At 61.6% G+C, this 24,480-nt stretch carries 20 protein-coding genes and 1 pseudogene; 11 read left to right on the forward strand and 10 right to left on the reverse strand.

The genetic code is table 11. From position 1 onward, the window contains the following. Window positions 1-41 precede the first annotated feature (41 nt). A complete protein-coding gene (locus tag CKW24_RS11060) occupies window positions 42-1,739 on the forward strand; it encodes an AMP-binding protein (RefSeq protein WP_095167849.1) in 1,698 nt (565 codons plus the stop codon). Window positions 1,740-2,439: 700 nt separating this feature from the next. Here CKW24_RS11060 and CKW24_RS11065 read toward each other — a convergent pair. The 3 genes from CKW24_RS11065 to CKW24_RS11075 form a co-directional block, all read right to left on the reverse strand. Further along, the gene (locus CKW24_RS11065; RefSeq protein ID WP_095167850.1) at window positions 2,440-3,339 is read right to left on the reverse strand and encodes a hydroxymethylglutaryl-CoA lyase; all 900 of its coding nucleotides are present in this window, start codon (window positions 3,337-3,339) and stop codon (window positions 2,440-2,442) included. Between the two features lie 17 nt (window positions 3,340-3,356). After that, window positions 3,357-3,767, reverse strand: coding sequence for a MerR family DNA-binding transcriptional regulator (locus tag CKW24_RS11070; RefSeq protein ID WP_095167852.1), 411 nt, complete (start codon window positions 3,765-3,767; stop codon window positions 3,357-3,359). 100 nt (window positions 3,768-3,867) lie between these two features. After that, on the reverse strand, window positions 3,868-4,803 hold the full coding sequence (locus tag CKW24_RS11075; RefSeq protein WP_095167854.1) for a LysR family transcriptional regulator: 936 nt from the start codon (window positions 4,801-4,803) through the stop codon (window positions 3,868-3,870). Between the two features lie 164 nt (window positions 4,804-4,967). Here CKW24_RS11075 and CKW24_RS11080 point away from each other — a divergent pair, with 164 nt between their 5' ends. Then, a complete protein-coding gene (locus CKW24_RS11080; RefSeq protein WP_095167855.1) occupies window positions 4,968-6,197 on the forward strand; it encodes an acyl-CoA dehydrogenase in 1,230 nt (409 codons plus the stop codon). A 61-nt stretch (window positions 6,198-6,258) separates the two neighbouring features. Here the strand turns inward: CKW24_RS11080 and ftrA are convergent, their stop codons facing one another. Then, window positions 6,259-7,236 carry a transcriptional regulator FtrA gene (gene ftrA / locus CKW24_RS11085; protein WP_095167857.1) on the reverse strand — a complete coding sequence of 326 codons (978 nt, stop codon included), beginning with the start codon at window positions 7,234-7,236 and terminating at the stop codon, window positions 6,259-6,261. 100 nt (window positions 7,237-7,336) lie between these two features. Between ftrA and CKW24_RS11090 the strand changes: the two genes are divergently transcribed. Continuing rightward, window positions 7,337-7,771, forward strand: coding sequence for a rhodanese-like domain-containing protein (locus tag CKW24_RS11090; RefSeq protein ID WP_095167859.1), 435 nt, complete (start codon window positions 7,337-7,339; stop codon window positions 7,769-7,771). A gap of 7 nt (window positions 7,772-7,778) precedes the next feature. On the opposite strand, the gene CKW24_RS11095 is transcribed toward CKW24_RS11090, so the two are convergent. Next, window positions 7,779-8,438, reverse strand: coding sequence for a type 1 glutamine amidotransferase (locus CKW24_RS11095; protein ID WP_095167860.1), 660 nt, complete (start codon window positions 8,436-8,438; stop codon window positions 7,779-7,781). 259 nt (window positions 8,439-8,697) lie between these two features. On the opposite strand from CKW24_RS11095, the gene CKW24_RS11100 reads away from it, so the two are divergent. Continuing rightward, on the forward strand, window positions 8,698-9,477 hold the full coding sequence (locus CKW24_RS11100; RefSeq protein ID WP_095167862.1) for an ABC transporter substrate-binding protein: 780 nt from the start codon (window positions 8,698-8,700) through the stop codon (window positions 9,475-9,477). 250 nt (window positions 9,478-9,727) lie between these two features. Then, window positions 9,728-10,444, forward strand: coding sequence for an alpha/beta hydrolase (locus CKW24_RS11105; protein ID WP_095167864.1), 717 nt, complete (start codon window positions 9,728-9,730; stop codon window positions 10,442-10,444). 9 nt (window positions 10,445-10,453) lie between these two features. On the opposite strand, the gene CKW24_RS11110 is transcribed toward CKW24_RS11105, so the two are convergent. The 3 genes from CKW24_RS11110 to CKW24_RS11120 form a co-directional block, all read right to left on the reverse strand. After that, the gene (locus CKW24_RS11110; protein ID WP_095167865.1) at window positions 10,454-11,047 is read right to left on the reverse strand and encodes a hypothetical protein; all 594 of its coding nucleotides are present in this window, start codon (window positions 11,045-11,047) and stop codon (window positions 10,454-10,456) included. A gap of 89 nt (window positions 11,048-11,136) precedes the next feature. Then, window positions 11,137-11,925 (reverse strand): hypothetical protein, encoded by a 789-nt coding sequence (locus CKW24_RS11115; RefSeq protein ID WP_095167867.1) that lies wholly within the window; start codon window positions 11,923-11,925, stop codon window positions 11,137-11,139. Window positions 11,926-12,189: 264 nt separating this feature from the next. Next, window positions 12,190-13,122: a LysR family transcriptional regulator gene (locus CKW24_RS11120; RefSeq protein ID WP_095167869.1), complete on the reverse strand. Its 933-nt coding sequence runs from the start codon at window positions 13,120-13,122 to the stop codon at window positions 12,190-12,192. 114 nt (window positions 13,123-13,236) lie between these two features. Between CKW24_RS11120 and CKW24_RS11125 the strand changes: the two genes are divergently transcribed. From CKW24_RS11125 to CKW24_RS11135, 3 genes are all read left to right on the forward strand, one after another. Beyond that, complete coding sequence (locus CKW24_RS11125) at window positions 13,237-13,734, forward strand: DMT family transporter (RefSeq protein ID WP_256585451.1); 498 nt, start codon at window positions 13,237-13,239, stop codon at window positions 13,732-13,734. Between the two features lie 2 nt (window positions 13,735-13,736). Then, the gene (locus CKW24_RS11130) at window positions 13,737-14,192 is read left to right on the forward strand and encodes a DMT family transporter (RefSeq protein WP_095167871.1); all 456 of its coding nucleotides are present in this window, start codon (window positions 13,737-13,739) and stop codon (window positions 14,190-14,192) included. Between the two features lie 121 nt (window positions 14,193-14,313). After that, window positions 14,314-14,481 (forward strand): metallothionein, encoded by a 168-nt coding sequence (locus CKW24_RS11135; RefSeq protein ID WP_095167873.1) that lies wholly within the window; start codon window positions 14,314-14,316, stop codon window positions 14,479-14,481. Window positions 14,482-14,538: 57 nt separating this feature from the next. Here the strand turns inward: CKW24_RS11135 and CKW24_RS11140 are convergent, their stop codons facing one another. Continuing rightward, window positions 14,539-14,766: a DUF6555 family protein gene (locus tag CKW24_RS11140; protein WP_095167875.1), complete on the reverse strand. Its 228-nt coding sequence runs from the start codon at window positions 14,764-14,766 to the stop codon at window positions 14,539-14,541. 878 nt (window positions 14,767-15,644) lie between these two features. On the opposite strand from CKW24_RS11140, the pseudogene CKW24_RS11145 reads away from it, so the two are divergent. From CKW24_RS11145 to mnmH, 3 genes and pseudogenes are all read left to right on the forward strand, one after another. Further along, window positions 15,645-21,158: pseudogene (locus CKW24_RS11145) on the forward strand (autotransporter domain-containing protein); the annotation flags it as partial. Between the two features lie 112 nt (window positions 21,159-21,270). Beyond that, window positions 21,271-22,305 (forward strand): selenide, water dikinase SelD, encoded by a 1,035-nt coding sequence (gene selD, locus CKW24_RS11150; protein ID WP_095167879.1) that lies wholly within the window; start codon window positions 21,271-21,273, stop codon window positions 22,303-22,305. Continuing rightward, window positions 22,305-23,405: a tRNA 2-selenouridine(34) synthase MnmH gene (gene mnmH, locus CKW24_RS11155; RefSeq protein WP_095167881.1), complete on the forward strand. Its 1,101-nt coding sequence runs from the start codon at window positions 22,305-22,307 to the stop codon at window positions 23,403-23,405. The genes selD and mnmH overlap by 1 nt, the downstream gene beginning before the upstream one ends. A gap of 18 nt (window positions 23,406-23,423) precedes the next feature. Here mnmH and CKW24_RS11160 read toward each other — a convergent pair whose 3' ends face one another. After that, a complete protein-coding gene (locus tag CKW24_RS11160; RefSeq protein WP_095167883.1) occupies window positions 23,424-24,476 on the reverse strand; it encodes a permease in 1,053 nt (350 codons plus the stop codon). Window positions 24,477-24,480 lie beyond the last annotated feature (4 nt).

A 24,480-nucleotide genomic window follows, 5' to 3' on the forward strand; every position in this document is an offset into this window, starting at 1 on the left:
GGACTTCCACACACCCGCTAATAAAGACAATAGGGGTCGTCATGGATCAACACAGTGCTCACCCACAGCACAGCTACACCCGTGGCTCACAGGACAAAGCCTTGCTGGCGATGACCATTGGCCAGGCATTCGACAACACGGTCGCCCGCAACCCGCAGGGCGAAGCGTTGGTGGTCCGCCACCAGCAGTTGCGCTACAGCTGGACGCAACTGGCCGAGGCGGTGGAGCTGCACGCCAGGGCGCTGCTGGCGCTAGGCCTGCAGGCCGGGGACCGCCTCGGTGTCTGGGCGCCCAATTGTGCCCAGTGGTGCATCAGCCAGTTCGCCAGCGCGAAGATCGGGGTGATCCTGGTCAACATCAACCCGGCCTATCGCAGCTCGGAGCTTGAGTACGTGCTCAAGCAGTCCGGTTGCCAGTGGCTGGTATGTGCCGGCTCCTTCAAGACCTCCGATTACCACGCCATGCTGCAAGGCCTGGCGCCGGAGCTGGCGCAACACCCGGTCGGCCAATTGCAGTGCGAGCGCCTGCCGCAACTGCGCGGCGTCATCAGCCTCGACCCGCAGCCACCCGCAGGCTTCCTGCCCTGGTCGCAACTGACGGAGCTGGGGGCTGGGGTGCCGCCCGAACAGCTCAAGGCGCGGCAGAACAGCCTGCATTTCGACCAGGCTGTGAACATTCAGTACACCTCCGGCACCACCGGTTTCCCCAAGGGCGCCACCCTCAGTCACTACAACATCCTCAACAATGGCTACATGGTCGGCGAAAGCCTCGGGCTGACGGCAGACGATCGCCTGGTGATCCCGGTGCCGCTGTATCACTGCTTCGGCATGGTGATGGGCAATCTGGGGTGCATCACCCATGGCACCACCATGATCTACCCCAACGACGCTTTCGACCCCTTGCTGACCCTGGAAACCGTAGCCCAGGAACAGGCCACTGGCTTGTATGGCGTGCCGACCATGTTCATCGCCATGCTCGATCACCCGCGACGCAAGGAGTTTGACCTGTCGTCCCTGCGCACCGGCATCATGGCCGGGGCGACCTGCCCGATCGAAGTGATGCGCCGGGTCATCAGCGAAATGCACATGAACGAAGTGCAGATTGCCTACGGCATGACGGAAACCAGTCCGGTGTCGTTGCAGACCGGTCCTGCGGACAATCTGGAGCTGCGGGTGACCACCGTCGGCCGCACCCAGCCGCAATTGGAAAGCAAGATCATTGATGAGGCCGGCAACCTCGTGCCCCGCGGCACCATTGGTGAACTGTGCACCCGCGGCTACAGCGTGATGCTCGGCTACTGGAACAACCCCGAAGGCACCGCTGAAGCCATCGACCAGGCGGGCTGGATGCACACCGGCGACCTGGCGACCATGAACGAAGAGGGCTACGTGTGCATTGCCGGGCGTAACAAGGACATGATCATTCGTGGCGGTGAGAATATTTACCCGCGCGAGCTGGAAGAGTTCTTCTTCACCCACCCGGCGGTGGCGGACGTGCAGGTAATTGGCATTCCGTGCGAGAAGTATGGCGAGGAGATTGTCGCCTGGATCAAGTTCCACCCCGGCCACAGCGCCAACGAGCTTGAACTGCAAACCTGGTGCAAGGAGCGCATTGCCCACTTTAAGACGCCACGTCACTTCAAGTTCGTCGAGGAGTTCCCGATGACCGTGACCGGCAAGATCCAGAAGTTCAAGATGCGCGAGATCTCTATCGAGGAGCAGCGCAAGACCAAGGGCTGACAGTGGGGGCGGGGTGCAAGCGGGCGCCGCAAGCAGGCACCCAAAGCCACTGTAGGAGCGAGCTTGCTCGCGAAGGCGATCGTACATCCAGCATGGGTGTTGAATGCATCGCCGCTATCGCGAGCAGGCCCGCTCACACGGTGGGCGATGGGCGTACCCAAACCCCAGACAGCACAAAGGGGAGCCGAAGCTCCCCTTTAATTTGTCGTTGCGTGCTCTTTTTTTATTATTAAGGGGCGGTCTATTGTTGTTTTTGGCAACCGTGGCCCTTTACCGCTGTTTTGTGCGACCCCCATGCGGGGTCAAGAGCAAACGTATTTTTTTGAGCGCTGATCTGCTTTCTCGCCAAGCGATCCAACCAGTTCGGGAGCTACCTGAAGGTAGTTTTATTGTTCTCTGCCCGGTTGCGGGTCACTGCAAGCAGCACCCTGAAAAGCACACCTTCTCCAAAAAAATCTGTTAGCTGCGTCTCTGCCGTGTTGTTTTTGTTATGTCAGAGTCGTTACGTCTTATTTTTATTAGGTTTGCCGCTTTTTTTGTTCTTGTTATGCCATAGAGATAGCAGAACTCGTGCCAACTTTTAAAATCCCTTTAAAATCAATGATTTAGTATTCTGTCGAAAAAAGCCTGACGCAAAAATCCTTCAGGTTGTTTCCGTGTTACTCGTTTTGTTGCGGGGCGGTAACACCCCGCGACACATTTACTGGGCGCTGCGGGCCTTGGCCACGCGCGAACCCGTTACTCGCCCCAGGACGTCGCAGATCTGCTGGCCGGCCACCAGCAACTGCTGCATATCCACCCCCGTCTCGATCCCCAGGCCGTTGAGCAGGTACAGCACGTCTTCGGTGGCCACGTTACCGCTGGCGCCCTTGGCGTACGGGCAACCGCCCAGGCCGGCGATGGAGCTGTCGAACACCGCGATGCCTTCCAGCAGGCTGGCATAGACGTTGGCCATGGCCTGGCCGTAGGTATCATGGAAGTGGCCGGCCAGCTTGTCCCGTGGCACCTGCGCGCCCACTACCTCGAACATCCGTCGGGTAGCGCCGGCGGTACCGGTGCCGATGGTGTCACCCAGCGACACCTCATAGCAGCCCATGGCATACAGCTCGCGGGCGACCAGGGCCACCTGCTCCGGGGCCACGTCACCTTCGTACGGACAGCCCAGCACACAGGACACGTAACCGCGCACGCTGACGCCGTGTTGGCGGGCGGCGTCCATGATCGGCACAAATCGCTCCAGGCTTTCGCTGATCGAGCAATTGATGTTGCGTTGCGAGAAGGCTTCGGAGGCGGCGGCGAACACCGCGACTTCCTTGACCCCGGCGACCATGGCGTCTTCGAACCCCCGCAGGTTGGGCGCCAGCGCGCCGTAGGTTACCCCGGGCTTGCGCTGGATTTGCGCGAACACCTCGGCGGAGCCGGCCATCTGCGGGACCCACTTGGGCGAAACGAAGCTGCCGACTTCGATGTAATCGAGGCCTGCGGCCGTCAACGCGTCGACCAGCCGCACCTTGTCGGCGACGCTGATCGGCTGGGCTTCGTTTTGCAGGCCATCGCGCGGGCCGACTTCGATCAGGCGTACATGGGAGGGGAGGGACATATCAGGTTCACCTGTGGTTAGGAGTGTGAAGGCGCGGCCTGCTGGCTCTTGAGGGTCTGTTCCAGCGCCTGGACGCAGCGCTCTTCGGCGGTGTCGAGTTCCAGCTTCATCTGTTCGATGTCCAGCAGTTGCTGTTCGAGCTGTTCACGGCGCTCGCTGATTTTTGCCAGCATGCTGTTCAACTGCTTGGTGTTACCGCTGGTGGGGTCGTAGAGTTCGATCAGTTCGCGGCATTCGGCCAGGGAAAAGCCAATGCGCTTGCCCCGCAGGATCAGCTTCAGGCTGACCTTGTCCCGAGGCGAGTAGATCCGCTCCTGCCCGCGCCGCTCGGGACTCAGCAGTCCTTGTTCTTCATAAAAGCGAATGGCGCGGGTGGTGATGTCGAGCTCGCGGGCGAGGTCGGAAATGCTGTAGGTCTGGCTGCTCATGGCGCGCTCGAAAAAGGGGCTTGGCGCTAAGCTAATGTCAGCTTGACGTAAACGTCAAGCTCCAAGCACTGCGCCAGCCCTGATTGTCCGATACCCGCCCTCAAGCTTGCTGCTTGTCCAGCTTCTTCTCGTGCGCGGTGACCTGCTGGCACAACTCGATCATCTGCTCGCGCATCCAGCGGTTGGCCGGGTCCTGGTCGGTGCTTTCGTGCCAGTACAGGTGCGTTGCCACCGGGGGCACATCGTTGACCGGCAGCAAGAATGATTGCAGTTCATGGCGGCGGGCAAAACGCTCCGGCACGGTCATCACCATGTCGGTTTGCTGCAGGACCTGGGAGGCCATCAGGTAATGCTGCGACCGCAGGGCGATCTTGCGCTGGATGCCCATCTTGCCCAGTGCCAGGTCGACATGGCCCAGGCCGCTGCGGCGGCTGGAAATATGGATGTGGGTCAGGGACAGGTAATCGTCGAGACTGAATTTTTCCTTGCCGGCCATGGGGTGGCCCTTGCGCATGGCGCAGACGTAGCGGTCTTCCATGAGTTTGACGTGGCGCACTTGCGGGTCGGTGTTGAGCGGCGCATCGACGGCGAAGTCCAGGCGGCCGGCGGCCAGTTCCTTGGTGGTTTCGCGGCGCTTGGACAGGAAACTCTCGATGATCACGCCCGGGGCCAGGCGGCGCAGGCGCTGGAACAACGGCGGCAGGATCACCGCTTCCGTGAGGTCGGTCATGCTGATGCGGTAAGTCTTGACCGCCTGCAACGGGTTGAAGATCCGACTTTCCTGGACCGATACCCGCAACAGCGAGAGCGCGTTGCGCACCGGGCCGATGATGTTCTGCGCCATCGGTGTCGGCACCATGCCCTGGGCGGTGCGCACGAACAGCGGGTCGTTGAAGGTCTCGCGCAGGCGGGCCAGAGCGTTGGACACTGCGGGTTGGGTAATGCCGACGATCTGCCCGGCACGGGTCAGGTTGGCTTCGGTGTAGATGGCATCGAAGACGATGAAAAGGTTGAGGTCGACCTTGCTCAGATTCATGTCACTACGCTCTTGTTTTAGGTGGGCTCGATAAGTCGATCATATATCGGTGATGAATGTTAATACACGCCGAGAATAGGCTAGGTAAATTATCAACGCTGATCTAGCATCAATTCATGCCCTCAAACACGACTTCATCACCTCGTCAAAAAAGGTAGCTGCCCATGGATTTCGCTTATTCGCCCAAGGTTCAGGAATTGCGTGAACGCGTGACTGCGTTCATGGATGCTTACGTTTATCCAGCCGAAGCCGTGTTTGAGCGCCAGGTCGCCGAAGGCGATCGTTGGCAGCCCACCGCGATCATGGAAGAACTGAAAAGCAAGGCCAAGGCCGAAGGCCTGTGGAACCTGTTCCTGCCGGAATCGGAACTGGGCGCCGGCCTGAGCAACCTCGAATACGCACCGTTGGCGGAGATCATGGGGCGCTCCCTGCTGGGGCCGGAACCCTTCAACTGCTCGGCGCCGGACACCGGCAATATGGAAGTGCTGGTGCGCTACGCCAACGAAGAGCAGAAACAGCGTTGGCTCGAACCGCTGCTGCGCGGCGAGATTCGTTCGGCGTTCGCCATGACCGAGCCAGACGTAGCTTCATCCGATGCCACCAACATGGCGGCCCGCGCCGAGCGCGATGGCAACCAGTGGGTAATCAATGGCAAAAAATGGTGGACCTCCGGGGCCTGCGACCCGCGCTGCAAGATTCTGATCTTCATGGGTCTGAGCAACCCGGATGCGCCGCGCCATGCGCAGCACTCGATGATCCTGGTGCCGGTGGACACCCCCGGGGTAAAAATCCTGCGTCCGCTGCCGGTGTTCGGCTACGACGATGCGCCCCACGGTCACGCCGAAGTGCTGTTCGAAAACGTCCGTGTGCCCTACGAAAACGTACTGTTGGGCGAGGGGCGTGGTTTCGAGATCGCTCAGGGTCGCCTCGGCCCGGGCCGCATTCACCACTGCATGCGTTCGATCGGGATGGCCGAGCGCGCGCTGGAATTGATGTGCAAGCGCTCGGTCAATCGCACCGCCTTCGGCAAACCGCTGGCACGCCTGGGCGGTAACATCGACAAGATTGCCGACTCGCGGATGGAAATCGACATGGCACGCCTGCTGACCCTCAAGGCTGCCTACATGATGGACACCGTGGGTAACAAAGTGGCGAAAAGCGAAATCGCCCAGATCAAGGTGGTCGCCCCGAACGTGGCCTTGCGGGTCATCGACCGGGCGATCCAGATCCATGGCGGTGCCGGGGTGTCCAACGATTTCCCGCTGGCCTACATGTACGCCATGCAACGCACCTTGCGCCTGGCCGATGGCCCGGACGAAGTGCACCGTGCGGCGATCGGCAAGTTCGAAATCGGCAAGTATGTGCCCAAGGAAATGCTCCGTAGCGGCCAGTAAACCACGCCCCTCCCGGCACCCGCCCGCGCCTATGGTGTGGGCGGGTGCTGGCGTTTCTGTCCTAGGCCGGCAGCGCCTGCTCGCCGCGACCAAAACGCTCGCGATACACCGACGGCGCCAGCCCGACCACCGTGCGAAATGCCACACGAAAACTTTCCACGCTGCGATAGCCGCACTGCTGCGCGATCTGCTCCGTGGTGTGCCGGCTGCTTTCCAGCAGTTCGCGGGCGCGGGCCAGGCGTTGCTGTTGCAGCCAGGACTTGGGCGAGGCCCCGGTGGCTTCGCTGAAACGGCGCAGGAAAGTGCGCTCGCTCATTGCTGCCTGGCTGGCCAGGTCGCGCACTTCCAGCGGTTCATGTAAACGCTCGCGAGCCCATTGCATCACCCGTGACAGATCGCTGCGGGGTGTGTGGCTGACGGGGGCGGGGATGAACTGCGCCTGGCCGCCGCTGCGTTGCGGTGACATCACCAAGCGGCGCGCCACCGAGTTGGCCACCTGGGTGCCAAAATCTCGCGCCACCAGGTGCAGGCAGGCATCGATGCCGGCGGCACTGCCGGCCGAGGAGATCAACTGGCCCGAGTCCACGTACAGCACGTCCGGGTCCACCAGGATGTTGGGGTAGCGCGCGCCCAATTCGTCGGTGTAGCGCCAGTGGGTCGTGGCGCGCAAGCCGTCGAGCAGACCGCTGGCCGCCAGGACAAATACCCCGGAACAGATCGACACCAGGCGCGCCCCGCGCCCGTGGGCCCGGCACAATGCCGCCAACAGGGCGGCGGGCACCGGATCGCTGCGGCTGCGCCAGCCGGGAATAATGATGGTGCGGGCGGTTTCCAGCAGTTCCATGCCGCCATCGGCCAATACCTGAATGCCGCCGGTAGCCCGCATCGGACCCTGGTCGACGGCGACGATCTGGTGCTGGTACCAGGGGAAGTCGAACTCGGGCCGTGCCAGGCCGAAGATCTCCACCGCAATGCCAAACTCAAAAGTGCAGAGGCCGTCGTAGGCCAGGATCGCTACAGAACCGGGGGTGCGGTGCATTTGGCGGAAAGTTCCCAGTGAGTGTCTTGTGCGCCACTGTAGCGCTTCAGGTCGATTCGATACAGTGCTGGCAAGCCCACACTTGCTTTGGAGAACACCCATGACCAGCCTGGTTCGCGCCATTCCTGCCGCCCCTTGCGCCGTTGCGCTGATGCATTTCAGCAACCGCCTGACCTTTGAAACCGATTGTTCCGACGTCTTCAGCAGCCAGGAGGCGGGTGCAGTGGATTTTGTTCTGGTGGATGTGCGTGGGCCTTTGGCTTACCAGCGCGGACATCTACCGGGGGCGATCAACATTCCCGGGCGCCTGATCACGGCCGGATTGTTGGCGGGCTACCCCAAGGACACTTTGTTCGTGGTGTATTGCGCCGGCCCCCATTGCAACGGCGCCAACAAGGCCGCGGTGAAACTGGCGGCGCTGGAGTACCCGGTCAAGGAAATGATCGGCGGTGTGACCGGGTGGCTGGATGAAGGATTCGAGTTGAGTGACGCAGGCGCAGCCCGGGCCGAGGTGGCGATTGGCTGCGAGTGTTGAGCGTGCGTTACCGGGAGGCCGCGGTTGCGGCGAGGTGCCACTGATCCAGCGTCACTTGCAGCCAGTCGTACACCTGGCGGTACGCCGCGCTGTGGTCCTGGTTGCGGGGCAGGGGCGATTCGTCGGCGAAATGGACGTTGAGCTCGGCAACCGACTCGGCATTCCATTCCGGGTGGAACTGCAAGCCGACACGGGTCGGGCCGACGTCATACATTTGCTCTGCACATATCGCGCTGCTGGCCAACAGCCGGGCAGCGGGCGGCAGGTCAATCGCGTCTTCGTGCCACTCAAGGACCTTTAATGCCGCGCCATCGGCAAAGTTTACGGCGGTCCAGCCGGTTTCAGTCGTGGCCATGCGCCGCACCTGGCCGCCCAGGCTCAGGGCCAGCAATTGCGCCCCCAGGCAGATGGCGAACACCGGCGCCCCCTGCGCCAAGCTGGCAGCCAACCACTGGCGTTCTTGCGCCAGCCACGCGGGACCGGCGTTGGATTCGTAAGGCCCTCCCAGGATAATCACCGGGGCCGCACTCGCTGCAGGCAGGTGCCCGAGGTCGGCGCGGAATATCTCCAGGGTCAGGCCCCGGGATTGCGCCCAGGTGGCAATGGCTCCCGGGCCTTCGGCAGGGTGGTGCTGAATCAACTGCAATGTATTTGAAGGTGCGGACATGGGCTGGAAACCGTCGCAGGTGAATGTCGGACTGCGCAGTCATCATGAAGCAAAGCGTGGCGCGTCTGTAGGCCATTTCAGCGCGTCGGCGCAGGGGGGCAATGACGCTCCTACCTTCGCCACTTTTCTATAACTATTTGTCGCATATACACAATTTGCTCGCTGGGTGCAGCTCTAGACTGCCGGCCACTTCGATAAATACCAGCCACAAGCTACCGTCGAAGTTGCCAATAAGAGTCTCCGCACACAGGAGTTATAAATGAAGAAGCTAGTGATGTTCGGTGCTCTGGCACTGTCCGTATTGTCCCTCTCGGCTGTAGCCGCAGACGCCAAGCCGATCCGTATCGGTATCGAAGCCGGTTACCCGCCGTTCTCGATGAAAACCCCTGACGGCAAGCTGACCGGTTTCGACGTGGACATCGGCGACGCGCTGTGCGCGCAGATGCAAGTCAAGTGCACCTGGGTCGAGCAGGAATTCGATGGCCTGATTCCCGCGCTCAAGGTCAAGAAAATCGACGCGATCCTGTCGTCCATGACCATCACTGACGACCGCAAGAAGAACGTCGACTTCAGCATCAAGTACTACCACACCCCGGCACGCTTCGTGATGAAGGCTGGATCCGACATCAAGGACCCGCTGACCGAGCTCAAGGGTAAGAAAGTCGGGGTTCTGCGTGCCAGTACCCACGACCGTTTCGCCACCGAAGTGCTGCAGCCGGCCGGTATCGTCCTGGTGCGCTACGGCTCACAGCAGGAAGTCAATTTGGACATGGTCTCCGGCCGCCTCGACGCGATGCTGGCCGACTCGGTCACCCTGGACGACGGTTTCCTGAAAACCGACGCCGGTAAAGGTTTTGCGTTTGTTGGCCCGACCTATGAAGACGCGAAGTACTTCGGCGGCGGTGCGGGCATTGCCGTGCGCAAGGGCGATAAGGAGCTGGCGGACAAGTTCAACACCGCTATCACTGAAATCCGCGCCAATGGCAAGTACAAGCAAGTACAGGACAAGTACTTCAATTTCGACGTTTACGGCGAGTAATTTCAGCGTTGGAAAAGGTGGCCACCATTGACGCGGTTGCCACTTTTTTACAAGCGCCGGAGTGCCGGCCCAGCAAAAACCACAGATCTCGGCAATACCCCCATCCCCCGTAGCAGCTGTCGAGGCTGCGTTCGAGGACGCAGTCCTCGCCGCCCTTGACCAAGGTCGCCGCACTCCGGCCTCCATCCATTCCCCACTTCCGCTCGCATGCTACGCTGCCCCGCGAACCCGCCCGATTAAAGGAAGGTCCATGCTCAAGTTGTTTGCCGTATTTCTGTTGCTGGTATCCCCGGTCGTCCAGGCCCAATCGGTGCTGCACGACGATCTGCCGCTGCAGTACCTCGAACAATCGCCCCCCGGCTCGGCCAATCAGCCGCTGGTGATTTTTCTTCATGGCTACGGCAGCAACGAGGCGGATCTGTTTAGTCTCAAGGAGGGATTGCCGGCGTCCTATACCTATTTGACAGTACGTGCGCCGCAGGTGCTGGAGCAGGGCAGTTATCAGTGGTTTCACAAGAAGGGGGACGGGGCGTACGACGGCGACAGCGATGACTTGCAGCGCAGTGCCGCGTTGCTGGCGGACTTTGTCACGAAGGCGGCGAACAAGTATCACACCACGGCCGATCGGGTATTCCTGGTGGGCTTCAGTCAGGGCGCGATCATGTCTTACGAGGTCGCGCTGCGTCATCCCACGGCGGTGCGTGGGATAGCGGCGTTGAGTGGCAAGGTGCTGCCGGTGCTGCGCAGTCAGCTCAAGGCCGACCCGGCGCAGGCCTCGCTGGCGATTTTCATCGGACACGGTACGGATGACCAGCGCTTGCCCTTCACCGATGGCAGTGACGCCAACAGCCTGTTGTCGGGGCTGGGCCTGGTGCCCGAGTTCCATGCGTATCCGGGGCTCGGGCACAGTATCAGCGAGCGGGAGATCGAGGACCTCAACGCCTGGCTGTTACGACTTAATCAGTAACTCGCCGGGTTATTTTTCGCCGAGGATGCTCTTCACCAGGGCCGCGTGTCCGGCTTGGTCGTCGGCGCGGGAGATGATCTGAATCAGCATCATCTGCGTGCCGGAGCCGGCCAGCAGGCTGGTGTTGAGGGTCGGGCCGCCGCCCTGGGTAGCGGTGAAGTCGATCTGGCGCAGGCCGAGGCCTTTGATGGTCAGGCTTTTTTCGCTTTGTTTATTGAAACCGGCCAGGGCTTCGCGTTGCTGGCTGGCGAAACCGGAGATGGACTCGTCGAGAAATACCGCGTCGTTGTCCTTGACGCTGAGGCCTTCGGGCAGGGTGTTTTCGGCGATGATCAGCACGGTTTTGCTTTGCTGATTGGTGTACATGGTGCCCTTGGCGCCGGACGTGCCATTGGACGCATCACCTCCGGGCAATGGGTTGGCAATAAAACCCTTGGGCAGGCTGAAGGTGAATTTGTTGCCCAGCACCGCGACTTTTTCCGCGGTTGCAGTCTTGGTCGTCGGCTGGCTGGCGGCGTAGACGCTGGCGGCGCCGAAGGTGGTGAGCGCTGTCAGCAACAGAACAGCGGCTTTACTGACGATAATTTTTTTCAGCAGCGACATGCGAGTCTCCGGGTGTGATCGCGCGAGGTGACGATCATCCCACGGGGTCCCTCACTCACTCCAGCACGAACTTGCCGGCGGCTCGGTTCTCAGGGTTTGACCGAAGGCGCCGTCCCGCTGCGCAGGTGTGAGGGCGCGGCCCGCCGCTTGGTTAGCAGCAGCATCACCAGCGCCACCGCCACTGCGAGCACAAAGGCCCAGCCGCCCCAGCGCGGCAAGGTCAAGGCCAGGGTCAGGCAAAAGGCCGCGAAGGCGTACATGCCGGTAGCGGTGGCGCGGAGCAGCGCGGCGGTGAATGCCGGCCCCCGGGTTTGCTGGGAGAACACCGCCATTACGCTGCCAAGCACCGGGAATACCGCGAGCAAACCGCTCCAGCGCTCACCCAGGGTGCTGGCGAACCAGGTCACCGCCAGGGTCAGCAACGCCCCGGCCAGCATGCGCAGCAACAGTTTGTCGGACTTCGGCGCGGGGCCTGCGAGCAAGGGCTGTACGGCGGGGAACAGGTGGGGTGCCGCGAGCAAGGCGGTGGCCGCAGCGATCGTCGACAACAGCAGCGACGCGGGCAGCACTGACAGCACTACCGCCACCAGGCTCCAGCTCAACAGGGCAATCAGCAACGCCGCCGGCCAGTTGCAGCGTTGCGCGGCCTGGGCGTAGACCACGCAGAAGGTAATCATCGCCGCCATGGCCGACAGCGCCGCAATCGCCGACTGGGTCGCAAATGCCGGACCTTGCTCGACCGCGAGGAAAAACAGGATCGGCCCGACCACGACCGGCAACCCCGATAGCCATCCCGCGACGCTCGGTCCCCAGCGCTTGCCGGCCAGGGAAATCAGCAGGAGAAAACCGGGGATCAGCACGAGTTTCAACAGCAGCACGGAGCGTTCCTTGTTCGATGGCGGGGCACACAGCATACAAGGCTTCGCCCTGGCGCCTGAAGCCTCTAAGCTGCAACATCACCGTTGTGCACACCTCGATCGTGCAGACGCGGCTGGTCGGCAAGGACCTGGCCAGCAAGCGGGATGCGATCAAGCTGGCAGCGGCGACTGCCGACCCGAGTGTTGGTCTGGGGGTTGTTTGTGGTGATCAGCGCGGCGAACAGTTGGCTGATCGTGCAACTGCTGCGATAAACCCGCTGCGCCTTACTGGTCCCAGTAGGGCACCGTGCCAAAACGCTCGACGAAAAAATCGATCACCGCGCGCACTTTCACCGACAAGCGTCGACTGCCAGGCCAGAGAATGGCGATCTGCTGGGGTTCGAGGCTGTTGGATGCCTGGAAGTCGCCGAGCACCTGCACCAGCTTGCCCCGGCCCAGGGCCTCGCCGATCAGCCAGGAAGGAAACATCACCAGGCCCATACCCTGTTCGGCAGCCTGGGTCAGGGTGTCGGCGTGGTTGCCGGTGAGTGGACCCCTGACCGAATAGGGGGTCCAGTCGCCCTGGTCCTGGCGGAAGAACCAGCGTTGCAGACCGGAGTCACCCTTGTAGGCCAGGCATTGGTGCCGCACCAGTTCCGCGGGATGCCGAGGGGTGCCATGGCGTGCCAGGTACGCTGGGCTGGCGGCGACGTGATAGCGCTGCGGCGCGACCACGCGGCCCTGCATGCTGGAGTCGTGCAGGGCGCCGATGCGAAACAGCAGGTCGCAGCCTTCCTGCAGCGGATCGACGTAGCGGTCGGTTTGCTGGATATCCAGTTGCAGCCGGGGATATCGCTGGCACAACTCGGCGATCCAGGGCGACAGGTGCAACTGGGCGAACACCACTGGCGCGTTGATACGCACCAGGCCACTGGGTTCGCTGGCCTGTTCCTGCAAGGCTTGTTCGGCTTCTTCCAGTTGCACCAGCACCACGCGGGCATGCTGGCCGAGCAGGCGCCCGGCTTCGGTCGGGGTCACAGCCCGGGTATGGCGGTAAAGCAATTGCTGACAGAGGGCCTGCTCCATCAACTGGATCTGCCGCGAGATCGATGAAGGCGCCACGCCTTCGCGGCGCGCGACCTCGGAAAAACTGCCGTGATCGAGAACCGCGACGAACAGCCGTAGCGCCTTGAAACTGAGTTCGTTGAGACCTTGCATGTAGCAGCCTGCTGTGCGAGTTGCGCAAAAGTGTTGTCGACAGAGTCGCATTTATCGCAAAGGTCGGGCAATTGATAATGCCCGTCATTCTTTTCACCCTTTGCAGGAGTTGTCATGTCTTCAGGTTCTATCAGTGAGGCCACCGGGGCCGCTGTCACCCCGCGGCCTAACCCACTCACCCGCCTGTTGCTGCTACCGCTGGTGATCCTCGCGGGCATGGGCCTGTCGGTGGAGGCGGGTTTGCTGGGGCCGCTGGGCGTCCAGGTGGGGCATTTGTGGGCGACCCTGAGCATTTTCGGGGTTGGCTCGGCCATCCTGTTTCTGTTGTTGCTGTTCAGCGGTCCGCAACCGGGGCCGGCACTTTGCAGCTTGCCGCGCTGGCAGTTGATCGGCGGGTTGCTCGGGCCGATGTACGTGGTGGTGCTCACCTTGGCGACCCCGGTGATCGGGATTGCCATGACGATGATTGCGATCCTCTCCGGCCAGGTTGGCAAGAGTGTGCTGATCGACCATTTCGGCTGGTTCGGGGCCGCGCGCAAACCGGTCAACCGGGAGCGCTGGTTGGCCTTGCTGCTGATCGTTGTTGCTCTTGTCCTGATTGCGCGGGGTTGAACATGAATCTGTTTGGGTTGTTGCTGGTGGTCGTCGCGGCCGGTGCGGTATTGAGTGTGCAGGCAGCGATCAACGGCCGGCTGGGCCAGGCGGTCGGTGTGTTGCGCAGTAGCCTGTTGACCTTTGTGGTGGGAGCCATCACTACCGCCTTGCTGATTCTGTTCTTCGAGCCGGCCCATGCCGTCAGCCTGCTGGAGGTGCCGAAGTGGCAGCTCAGCGGAGCGCTGTTCGGCGTGGTGTATATGCTGGTGATGGTCGGCGCCGTGCCCCGGATCGGAACGGCGGTGGCGACGGTGGCAGTGATCGTCGGCCAGTTGGGCATGGGCATGCTGATCGACAATTTCGGCTGGCTGGGTAATCCGCCCATCGAGTTGTCCACCAATCGGCTCCTGGCCATGGTCTGCCTGGGGCTGGCGCTGGTGTTGATGTACCGCAGCAGTAGTCGGCAGGCCGCCTGAGGTTTATCGACTACCCTCTATCAGGAGCGAGGGCCGCAAGGGCATGTCGGTGGGTGCGGTCAGTGCTTGAGAGGCGACATTGGGTTCGCTTCTGGACGACCACACCCATGGAGTCAGACTGATGAAAGCAGACACCTGCGCCTGTCCCAACTGCAAGTGCAAACTGGGCGAGCATTCGATTGTCCGGCATGGCAAGCACTACTGTTGCGAGGGCTGCGCCAAGCATCATGAGCACGGCGAAGCCTGCACGACGGCGGGTTGCCAATGTGCCAAAGGGACTCACGGCTAGTGGCTACGACCTCACCGTGGGCGCCATCTCGGCGCCCGCGGCGAGGTCGTGCACGCTTCAGCTGGTGGGCCGCCACGTGACGTTTTCGATGCCGAACTTCTCCGCCGCCGGCTTGCTGGTCTTCTTCACTTTCTCTCGGCCGAAGCGGCCAATGCGCCCAACCCCCGCGTCGCAACTGGCCCAGTGCCAGGCCTCGGCGTTGTCCATCTTTTCCTGGCGGATGATGAAAGACTTGGGCACACCGTGAAGGGTGTATTCGATGACGAACAATTTTGCGTTGATCATGTGCCGCTATTCCTCCCTGTTATTTTAGAGTGATCGCCTGCGGTCGGAATAATTCACTTGGATTGCCCTGCGGCGTCGAACGAGGGACTCGAACGGTCTGGGTGACAAGGTGCTCCTGATGCCTTGAATGAACGTTGGATCAAGGGACGATGACCACTATCTCCACGAAAGTATTAATACTATTTACCGTGGCTGAAGGTTGTGCTCCGCGCAGCCTCGTCTAAGTTACTGATCAACCGGTCGTTGCCACGGTCCGACGCTTGATGTTGGTGCGTGTTGATTCAGTGAGTTGTTTAGCGCAAAGCACGTACTCATGGATGAAGTGCTGTCCTGAGAAGGAGTTGAACATGAACGCACGTCAACGCATGTATGTCGTTTGTAATCTTTCCCCGTTGTCGTTGGCCGTGCGCCTTGGGCTTTCCGGGCTTTTTTTTGGCCTTGCCAGCCCTCAGGCTACGGCAGCGTGCTCACCCACCAGTCCTTCTGCCGGGGCTACGGTCACTTGTACCGGTGTGCCGACGCTGCCACTTTTACTCAATACCTTCTCCAGTTCGGTCGATGCCCTGACCGTCAACGTGACCAGTGGCGCCGGGCTCAATGCAACCCTAGGTGGCGCCGCGTTGAGCCTGACCGGCAACAACGTCACCCTTAATAACGCCGGGACGGTCGATCCTGCATTCGCCGGTTTGATTACTCAGCTCAGTAACGGCGTAGTGGTCGGTAATGCAACCGCTTCGACAGTCAATATCAGTAACGCAGGCAGCGGTATCTTTCGAGGATCGGCTGGTGTCCTCGGCCAAGCACTTACCTCCCTCGACGGCATGGCATTGAACATCAACAACGGTGCGGGTGGCAGCACGAGTATCAGCAACAGTGGCACCATCGACTCCTCAGCGTTGCTCGGGTTGACCCTGACCGGATCCGATGCACCGGTGGTGGCGGTCTATGGTGGTTCGCAGGTTTCCATGAGCAACGCCGGTTCCATTGTCGGGCGGGTGGCATTCGAATCTTCGGTGGGCGGCAACTCCTTCATCAACACAGGTACCATCAGCGGCGGTGTCTCGATGGGGGCGAACAGCACCAACACCTTCACTGCGGTCACGGGCTCGAGCATCTCGAACGGCGGTGGAGCAGGGCTCAGCTTGGGCGCACCGGTCGGAATCAACCTGACCTATGCGCCAACCGGCCAGGTCGACGGTGGTGCTGGTGGCAACAACAATTTGATCCTGCAAAACCCGATCGGGAGCGGTGGCGGCGCCTCAGGTGTCGGCACCGCATCCAGCGTCAACTACATCAACTTCAATAATCTGCGGCTCGACAGTGGCACCTGGACGCTGGAGGGGCCGTTGGTCAGTGGCAGTTCGACGCTGAATGGCGGAGTGGCGCTGTTCAACAACAACGCAACGTTCGGTAGCGGTGCCTTGACTGTCAATGGCGGGATTTTGCAGGCCAGTAGCCCTGGCCTGAACCTGAGTAACCCGATCACCCTGGGTATCAATGGCGCCGTTCTGCAAGGCGGCAATGGTGTCACGCTGTCCGGAGTGATTGCGGGTACCGGAGCGCTGGTCAAGAGCGGTAACGGCGACCTGACACTCGATGGCATCAACACCTTCCATGGTGGGACCACCCTGAACGTGGGCAACCTGATCCTCGGTAGTGCCAATGCCTTGGGTACCGGTGTGTTGACGGTCGAGGGTACCTCGAGCCTGGACAGCACCTCGGCACTGAGCCTGTCCAATGGCCTCAACCTCAATGCCGCGTTAACGGTGGCCGGGAGTAATAACCTGACCCTGTCTGGCGTGGTTGCCGGTACTGAGACTTTGAACAAGGAGGGTCTGGCCGACCTAACCCTCAGCGGCGCCAACACCTTCACTGGGCAGTTCAATGTGCTCGGCGGCAGCCTGAGTACGCTTGGCAGTTCGGCACTTGGCAGCAACGCAGGCGTTAATCTGGCAGCTGGGAGTCGGCTCAATCTCGGCAGCTCGGCGAGCGTCGCCAGCCTGACTGGCAGTGGCTACGCGCTGATCAGCGCCGGCAACACCTTGAGCGTCGGTGGCGGTAATCAGAGCAGCGCCTTCGACGGTATCCTTACCGGCACTGGCGAGCTGCGCAAACTCGGCAGTGGCACCCTGACCCTGACTGGGTACAACAACTTAACCGGCGATACCCGTATCGATAGTGGCACTCTGAATTTGACCGGCTCGCTGGCCAGTGCCAACGTGGTCGTTAACAGCGGCGCTACCCTGACGGGCTTTGGCACCGTCGGTGGTATTGCCGGCAGCGTGCATGTGCTCGATGGCGGCCACCTGGCCGTGGGCAGCGGCTTGGGCTTACTGACGGGCTCTGTGGTATTGGGTGCCAGCTCGAACCTGGACGTGAGCCTAGGTACTCCGGAGGCCGGCGGCGGCAATGCGTTGCTGAATGTCAACGGCAACCTGACGCTCGATGGCACCCTCAACGTCAGTGGTTTCGGCGGTTTTGGCAACGGCGTGTATCGGCTGATTAACTACTCCGGCGGCCTAACCGATCACGGCATGCTCATTGGCAGCGTACCCGGCAGCGTCACGCCAGGGGATCTGCAACTGCAAACGGCTATCGGTAATCAGGTCAATCTGTTGGTCAGCACACCGACCGTCCCCGTGCAGTTCTGGGACGGTGGGCAACTGGTAAGTAACGGCGTCATCGATGGCGGCAGCGGCACCTGGGCCAGTGGCAGCACCAATTGGACCAGTGTCGACGGCACGCTGAACCAGACTTGGGCCAACGGTCTCGCGGTGTTCCAGGGGGCGGCGGGGACGGTGACCGTCAACGGCGCGCAAAATATCGTCGGTCTGCAGTTCGTCACCGATGGCTATAGCGTGCTGAACGGCTCGGCGGGTTCGCTCAACCTCATCAACGGCACTCTGGGTAACGCCTTGGTTCGCGTCGAAGCCAACGCCACCGCGACCCTTGGTGTAGCGCTAAACGGTGCTGGCACTCTGGGTAAGTATGACTTCGGTACCCTGGTGCTCAACGCCGCCAACGGCTACACCGGCGGTACCGTTTTCAACGGTGGAAAGCTGGTGTTGGGCAACAACTTGGCCCTTGGCACTGGCATGTTGACCGCCGCCAACGGTGCCACGCTGGATAGCAACACCGCCGTCAGCCTCGATAACAATATGCTGCTCAACGGTTCACTGTATTTCGCTGGTTCCAACCCCATGACTCTCAATGGCGTGATCAGTGGCGACGGCATCCTGATCAAGACTGGCGCCGCCAGCCTGACCCTCAACGGCAGCAACAGTTACGGCGCCTCGAATCTGTCTGGCGGGACGCTGATCCTTGGCAGCAACGCTGCCATCGGCAGCGGTATTCTCTTTGTGGCAGGCGATGGCGGCACCCTTGACAGCACCTCGACGTTGCAATTGGCCAACCCCATCCACCTCGATGCGCAACTGACCTTGGCGGGCAACCAGGCTACGACCCTCAGCGGTACGATTTCCCGCGGCGCCAGCCTGGTAAAAAATGGCAACGCCAGCCTGGTGCTCAGCGGTACCAACACTTACCAAGGCGGCACTACACTGAACGGTGGTAGCACTTCTGGCGACACCCGCAGCCTGCAAGGGGCAATACTCAACAACGCGGCGCTGACCTTCGAGCAGACCAGCAACGGCACCTATAGCGGTCAACTCACCGGCGTTGGCACCTTGAGCAAGACCGGTACCGGTCAGTTGCTGCTGGCGGGCAACAACACGTTCACCGGCAACACCAATGTCCAGGCCGGTGGCTTGCGGGTCGACGGTGTACTCAACAGCGCCAATGTCATCGTCGCGAATGGTGCGCAGATCGGGGGTAGTGGCCAACTGGGCGGTTCGGTGCAACTGGCCAGTGGCGCGACACTGTTCGGTGGCGATGCAGCGTCGCCGCTGTCGATCGGTACCCTGGCATTATCGTCGGGGACCAATCTGGACTTCAGCCTGGGCGCGGCCACCAGCTCCACCACCGTAGTCGACATCAACGCAGACCTGATCCTCGACGGCACGCTCAACGTTACCGACGCTGGCGGCTTCGGCGCCGGGGTCTATCAACTGTTTCGCTATGGTGGCAGCCTGGCAGACAACGGTTTGACCTTCGGCAGCCTGCCGGTATCAGCCGCGGACCTGATCCTGCAAACGTCGTTGGCCCATCAGGTCAACCTGCTGGTGCAGGGGGCATCCGCTCAGGTGCAGTTCTGGAATGGTGGCAAGACCAATGCTGACGGCACTATCAGCGGCGGTAGCGGTGTTTGGGGGACGGGCACCAATTGGACTGACCCCAGCGGTACTCAAAGCCAAGGATCGAGCAACAAGTTCGCGGTGTTTGGCGGGCAGGGCGGCACGGTCACTGTGGTCGGCAATCAGGGCTTCACCGGCTTGCAATTCCTCGACCCGGGCTACGTGCTGGTCGCTGGAGCTGGGGGTAGCTTGAGCCCGATCCATGTCAGCAACGGAACGTTGCCAGTGGTGCGGGTCAATGCCGGGGTCACGACCGTAATCGACGCACCCTTGATTGGCAGCGGCGGCATTGAAAAACGCGATGCCGGTACCTTGTTGCTGACTGGTGCCAACACCTACCGTGGTGGTACCACCGTAGGTGGCGGTACCCTGGCCGGCAACACCACCAGCTTGCAGGGCAACATCCTCAACAATGCTCAGCTGGCTTTCATGCAAACCAGCAATGGCCGGTTCAATGGCGTGCTGACCGGTATCGGCAACTTGATCAAACAGGGCACCGGTACGGTGTTGCTCACCGGCAATCATCCGTTCAGCGGCACCACGTCGGTACAGCAGGGGCAGTTGCAAGTTGGTGATCGCAGCAGTCCGACCACATTCGCCGGGCCGGTCACCGTGGCCAATGGCGCGGGCCTGAGCGGTAACGGCAGCGTCGGTACACTGGTCAACCACGGATTGGTGCAGTCTGGTGGTAGCGCCGGGACCTTGAGCGTCGCGGGCAACTTCAGCAACACCGCCGATGGTGCGCTGAACCTGAGTGTGATGGTACCCACCAACACGCCTTTGGTGGTTGACGGCACGGCGACCCTCGGCGGTGGTTTGCAAGTCAGCGAACTTGCGCCCTACACCGGTGATACCACCTACTCGCTGATAACCGCCGGGGGTGGCGTCAATGGTACCTTCAGCAGCAGCCATCTGCCGGCCCTGGCGTTCATTGACACCGCACTGTTGTATGGCGCCAATCAGGTGAGCCTGGCGCTGAAACGCAACCAGACGTCCTTTGCCGATGTCGCGGTGACCGCCAACCAGCGTAGCGTGGCCGCTGCTCTGGATGCCTACGTCGGGGATGACAACGATGCAGGGAATGCCTTGCACAACCAGATCCTCAATCTGGATCGCGCATCCGCCAGCTCGGCCTTCGACAGTCTGTCGGGGGAAATTCACGCCAGTACCGTCAGTACGTTACTTGAAGACTCGCGCTACGTGCGTGACGCGGTCAACGACCGTATGCGCCAACCGTCCTGCCTGGGCATGGACGACCCACGCAATAGCCTGGCCCCGAGCGAAAACAGCTTGAGTGGCGAAGGTTGCCAGGGGGAAATGGTTGGCTGGTTACGGGTACTCGGCAGTTGGGGTGAGATGGACGGCGACAGCAACACGGCCAGTCTGGATCGCAACGTCTCAGGCTTCATGCTGGGCACCGACCGGCAACTCGACAGTCAATGGCGCGCCGGTACTGCTGTGGGTTACACCCGCAGTGACTTGAGTGCCAGTCACCGCCGGTCCGACGCCACGGTCAACACCACGCACCTGGCGGCCTACACCAACGCTCAGTTCGACGCACTGGCGGTGCGTTTGGGGGCGGCGTACAGCTGGCACAAGATCGAAACCAAGCGCGATGTCAGTGTCGGCAGTTACAACGATCGCCTGAAAGCCGATTACGACGCGGACAGTGCCCAGGTGTTCGGTGAAGTCGGTTACACCGTCGAAACTGCTGGTATCGCCCTGGAACCTTTCGTCGGCCTGGCCTACGTCAATTACGACAGCGACACGGGCAAGGAGAAGGGCGGTGAAGCTCGCTTGAGCGCCGATGCCAGTCAGGACATCACGTTCTCCACGGTCGGCTTGCGTGCCGGCAAGCGCATTACGCTGGGCAACGGCTCGCAGATCACCCCGCGTGCCGCACTGGGCTGGCGCCATGCCCATGGTGACACTCAACCGGAGGCCGACCTGACCTTCATTGACGGTGGCATGCCGTTCACCATCCAGGGCGTTCCAATCGCCGAGGACAGCGCGTTGGTAGAAGCAGGCCTGGACTACCAGTTCAGTTCGGCTGGCAAATTGGGGATTGGTTACTCCGGCCAGTTGTCCCACGATAACAAGGATCAAGCGATGACGATCAGTTTCACCCTCGGATTCTGAGCTGCCGCCGGGGGGCTTTTTGGCTCGCCGTGTGGGAGCCGCAACGGGCCATGGCCTCGGGCGCGTTGTGCTCTGCTAGAATCGGGCCACTTGACTTGACGAGTTGCCCCCCATGAATGAACCCATTCGCCTGACCCAATACAGTCACGGCGCAGGCTGTGGCTGCAAGATTTCACCCCAGGTGCTGGAAGTGATCCTGGCCGGCAGCGGCGCCCAGAACCTCGACCCGAAACTCTGGGTGGGCAACGCTTCGCGCGATGATGCGGCGGTGTATGCAATTGATGAAGAGCGCGGCGTGGTCTCGACCACCGACTTCTTCATGCCGATTGTCGATGACCCCTACGACTTCGGCCGAATCGCCGCGACCAATGCCATCAGCGATATCTACGCCATGGGCGGCGATCCGTTGATGGCGATTGCCATTCTCGGCTGGCCGGTCAATGTACTGGCGCCGGAGATTGCCCGGGAAGTGATTCGCGGCGGCCGTGCGGTGTGTGACGAGGCGGGTATTCCATTGGCGGGCGGTCATTCGATCGATGCCCCGGAGCCGATCTTCGGCCTGGCCGTCACCGGGCTGGTGCAAAAGCGCCACATGAAGCGCAACGACACCGCCACCGCCGGTTGCCTGCTGTACCTGACCAAGCCGTTGGGGATCGGCATCCTCACCACCGCAGAGAAGAAGGGCAAGCTGCGTGACAGTGACGTGGGCCTGGCTCGCGACTGGATGTGCACCTTGAACAAGCCTGGGAGCCGCTTCGGCAAGCTCGACGGCGTGACCGCCATGACCGATGTCACCGGATTTGGCCTGCTCGGGCATCTGGTGGAAATGGCCGACGGCAGTGCCCTGACTGCTCGCATCTACTACGACCGCGTGCCGCGCCTGCCGGGTGTCGAGTACTACCTGGACCAAGGGTGTGTGCCGGGTGGCACCCTGCGCAATTTCGACAGTTATGCCAGTAAGCTCGGGCGCGTCCAGGAGCTGCACAAGCGTGTGTTGTGCGACCCGCAGACCAGTGGCGGCTTGCTGGTTGCCGTGACACCGCAGGGCAACGAGCAATTTCTGGCGGTGGCCGCCGAGTTGGGGTTGGACCTGGCGCCTATCGGTGAACTGGTCGAGCGACAGACTAACGCGGTAGAGGTGATTTGATGCCCGTCGATATCACCGATTACCGCGACATCTTTCTCAGCGAGCGGCCGATGATGGACACGCGGGCGCCGATCGAATTCACCAAGGGCACGTTTCCCGGGGTGGTCAACCTGCCGCTGATGACCGACATCGAACGCCAGCGCATTGGTACCTGTTACAAGCAACAAGGGCAGCAGGCGGCAATTGCCTTGGGTCAACAACTGGTGTCCGGTCCAGTCAAGGACGCGCGTGTTCGCGCCTGGACCGAGTTCGCCCAAGCCCATCCCAATGGCGCGCTCTACTGTTTTCGGGGCGGCTTGCGTTCGCAGATCGTCCAGCAGTGGCTCAAGGAAGAAGCTGGCATCGATTACCCACGCGTCGGTGGCGGCTACAAGGCGATGCGTACCTTTTTGCTGGAAACGGTTGAACAGGCGGTGACGCAGTGCGACTTCATCCTGCTGGGCGGTATGACGGGCACTGGCAAAACCGAAGTGCTGGTGCAATTGAACAATGGCCTGGACCTGGAGGGGCATGCCAACCACCGGGGCTCCAGCTTTGGCAAACGTGCGACGTCACAGCCCGGCAACATCGATTTCGAAAACGGCCTGGCGGTGGATGTGCTGAAAAAACGTGCCCAGGGTATGGAGCAGTTCGTGCTCGAGGATGAAAGCCGTATGGTCGGAAGCTGCGCGTTGCCGCTGCCGCTATATCAGGGCATGCAGCAATGGCCGATGGTGTGGCTCGAAGACAACATGGACAACCGGGTCGAGCGCATCCTTCAGGATTACGTGATCGACTTGCATGCCGAGTTCGTCACCGAGTACGCAGAGGCGGGATTCGCCCTGTTTTCCGAGCGCCTGTTATCGAGCCTGAACAATATTCACCGGCGCCTGGGGGGCGAACGTCATCAGCGTATGGCGACGCTGATGGACGAGGCGCTCGCGCAAATGGCGCTCACGGGCAAGGTGGATGGGTTTCGTCACTGGATCGAATTGTTGTTGAGCGAGTATTACGACCCGATGTACGCCTTTCAACGGGAGAAGAAAGGCGGGCGCATCGAGTTTGCCGGGGAGCAGGGCGCGGTGCTCGAGTATTTGCGCGAACGCAACGCGCCACGATAGCCAGCGGTCAGCGTGACGTTACAGTAATGCCGCGCCGACCAACCCGCTGAGTATGCCAATCAACATGGTCAATACGGCCACGGTCACCAGCACCCGGGTGTCGAAGTCTTTGCGCAGCATCAGCAGCGACGGCAGGCTGATGCTGGGCAGGGTCATCAGCAACGCAACCGCTGGGCCGGTGCCCATACCCAGAGCCATCATGGTCTGCACGATGGGGATTTCCGCAGCAGTGGGAATCACGAACAAGGTGCCGACGATGGCCAGCGGTACCAGCCACCACAAGCTGTCGGCCATCGCCCCGTCAACGTGGGGAAACAGCCAGACCCGTGCGGCGCCGAGCACCAGTACTGCCAGGATATAGACCGGAATGGTGCTCCAGAACAATTGCCACAGGGTGCGAATCCAGCGGCCGAGGAAGGGTTGCGAATCCGTGGCGCTGACGTTGGCCACGGCTTGCAGCGCAGCTTGCGGCACTTGCTCCGGCCGCGAAATGCGCTGGGCCACCAGCGAAACCCCCAGCACCAACACGATGCCGGCCACCAGTCGCAGGGCGGTAAAGCCCCAACCCAGGACAAAGCCCATGAACACCAGGGTGGCCGGGTTCAGCACCGGGTTGCCGATCCAGAATGCCAACGCCGCACCCACGGACACGTTTTGCCGGCGCATGCCGGCAGCTACCGGCGCGGCGCAACAACTGCACATCATGCCGGGCAGGGCGAACAGCCCGCCGCGCAGGGTCGAGGCGAAGCCCGCGCGGCCGAACAGGCGCAGCAACCAGTCCCGCGGGATCAGTACTTGCAACAGTGAACCGAGGATCACCGCCAGGACCGCGGCCTTCCAGATCGCCAGGAAGTACACCTTGGCGTACGTCAATGCGGCGGCCAGGGGCGCGGTTTGCGCGTCGTTGAGAATCGAAGCGCCAATGCTGTGGCTGTCGGCAGCGGTAAAGGCCTTGAAGTAGTACGGCGACCACTTGACGTAGTAGAGGCCAATGCAGGCCACCAACAGGAACAGGGCCGGCTTGCACCAGAACGACCAGCCCCGGTTGGGGGTGGTTAAGAAGTTGGACATACAG

Origin of the sequence: Pseudomonas sp. Irchel 3H3, assembly GCF_900187635.1 — a bacterium.
Taxonomy (GTDB): Bacteria; Pseudomonadota; Gammaproteobacteria; order Pseudomonadales; family Pseudomonadaceae; genus Aquipseudomonas.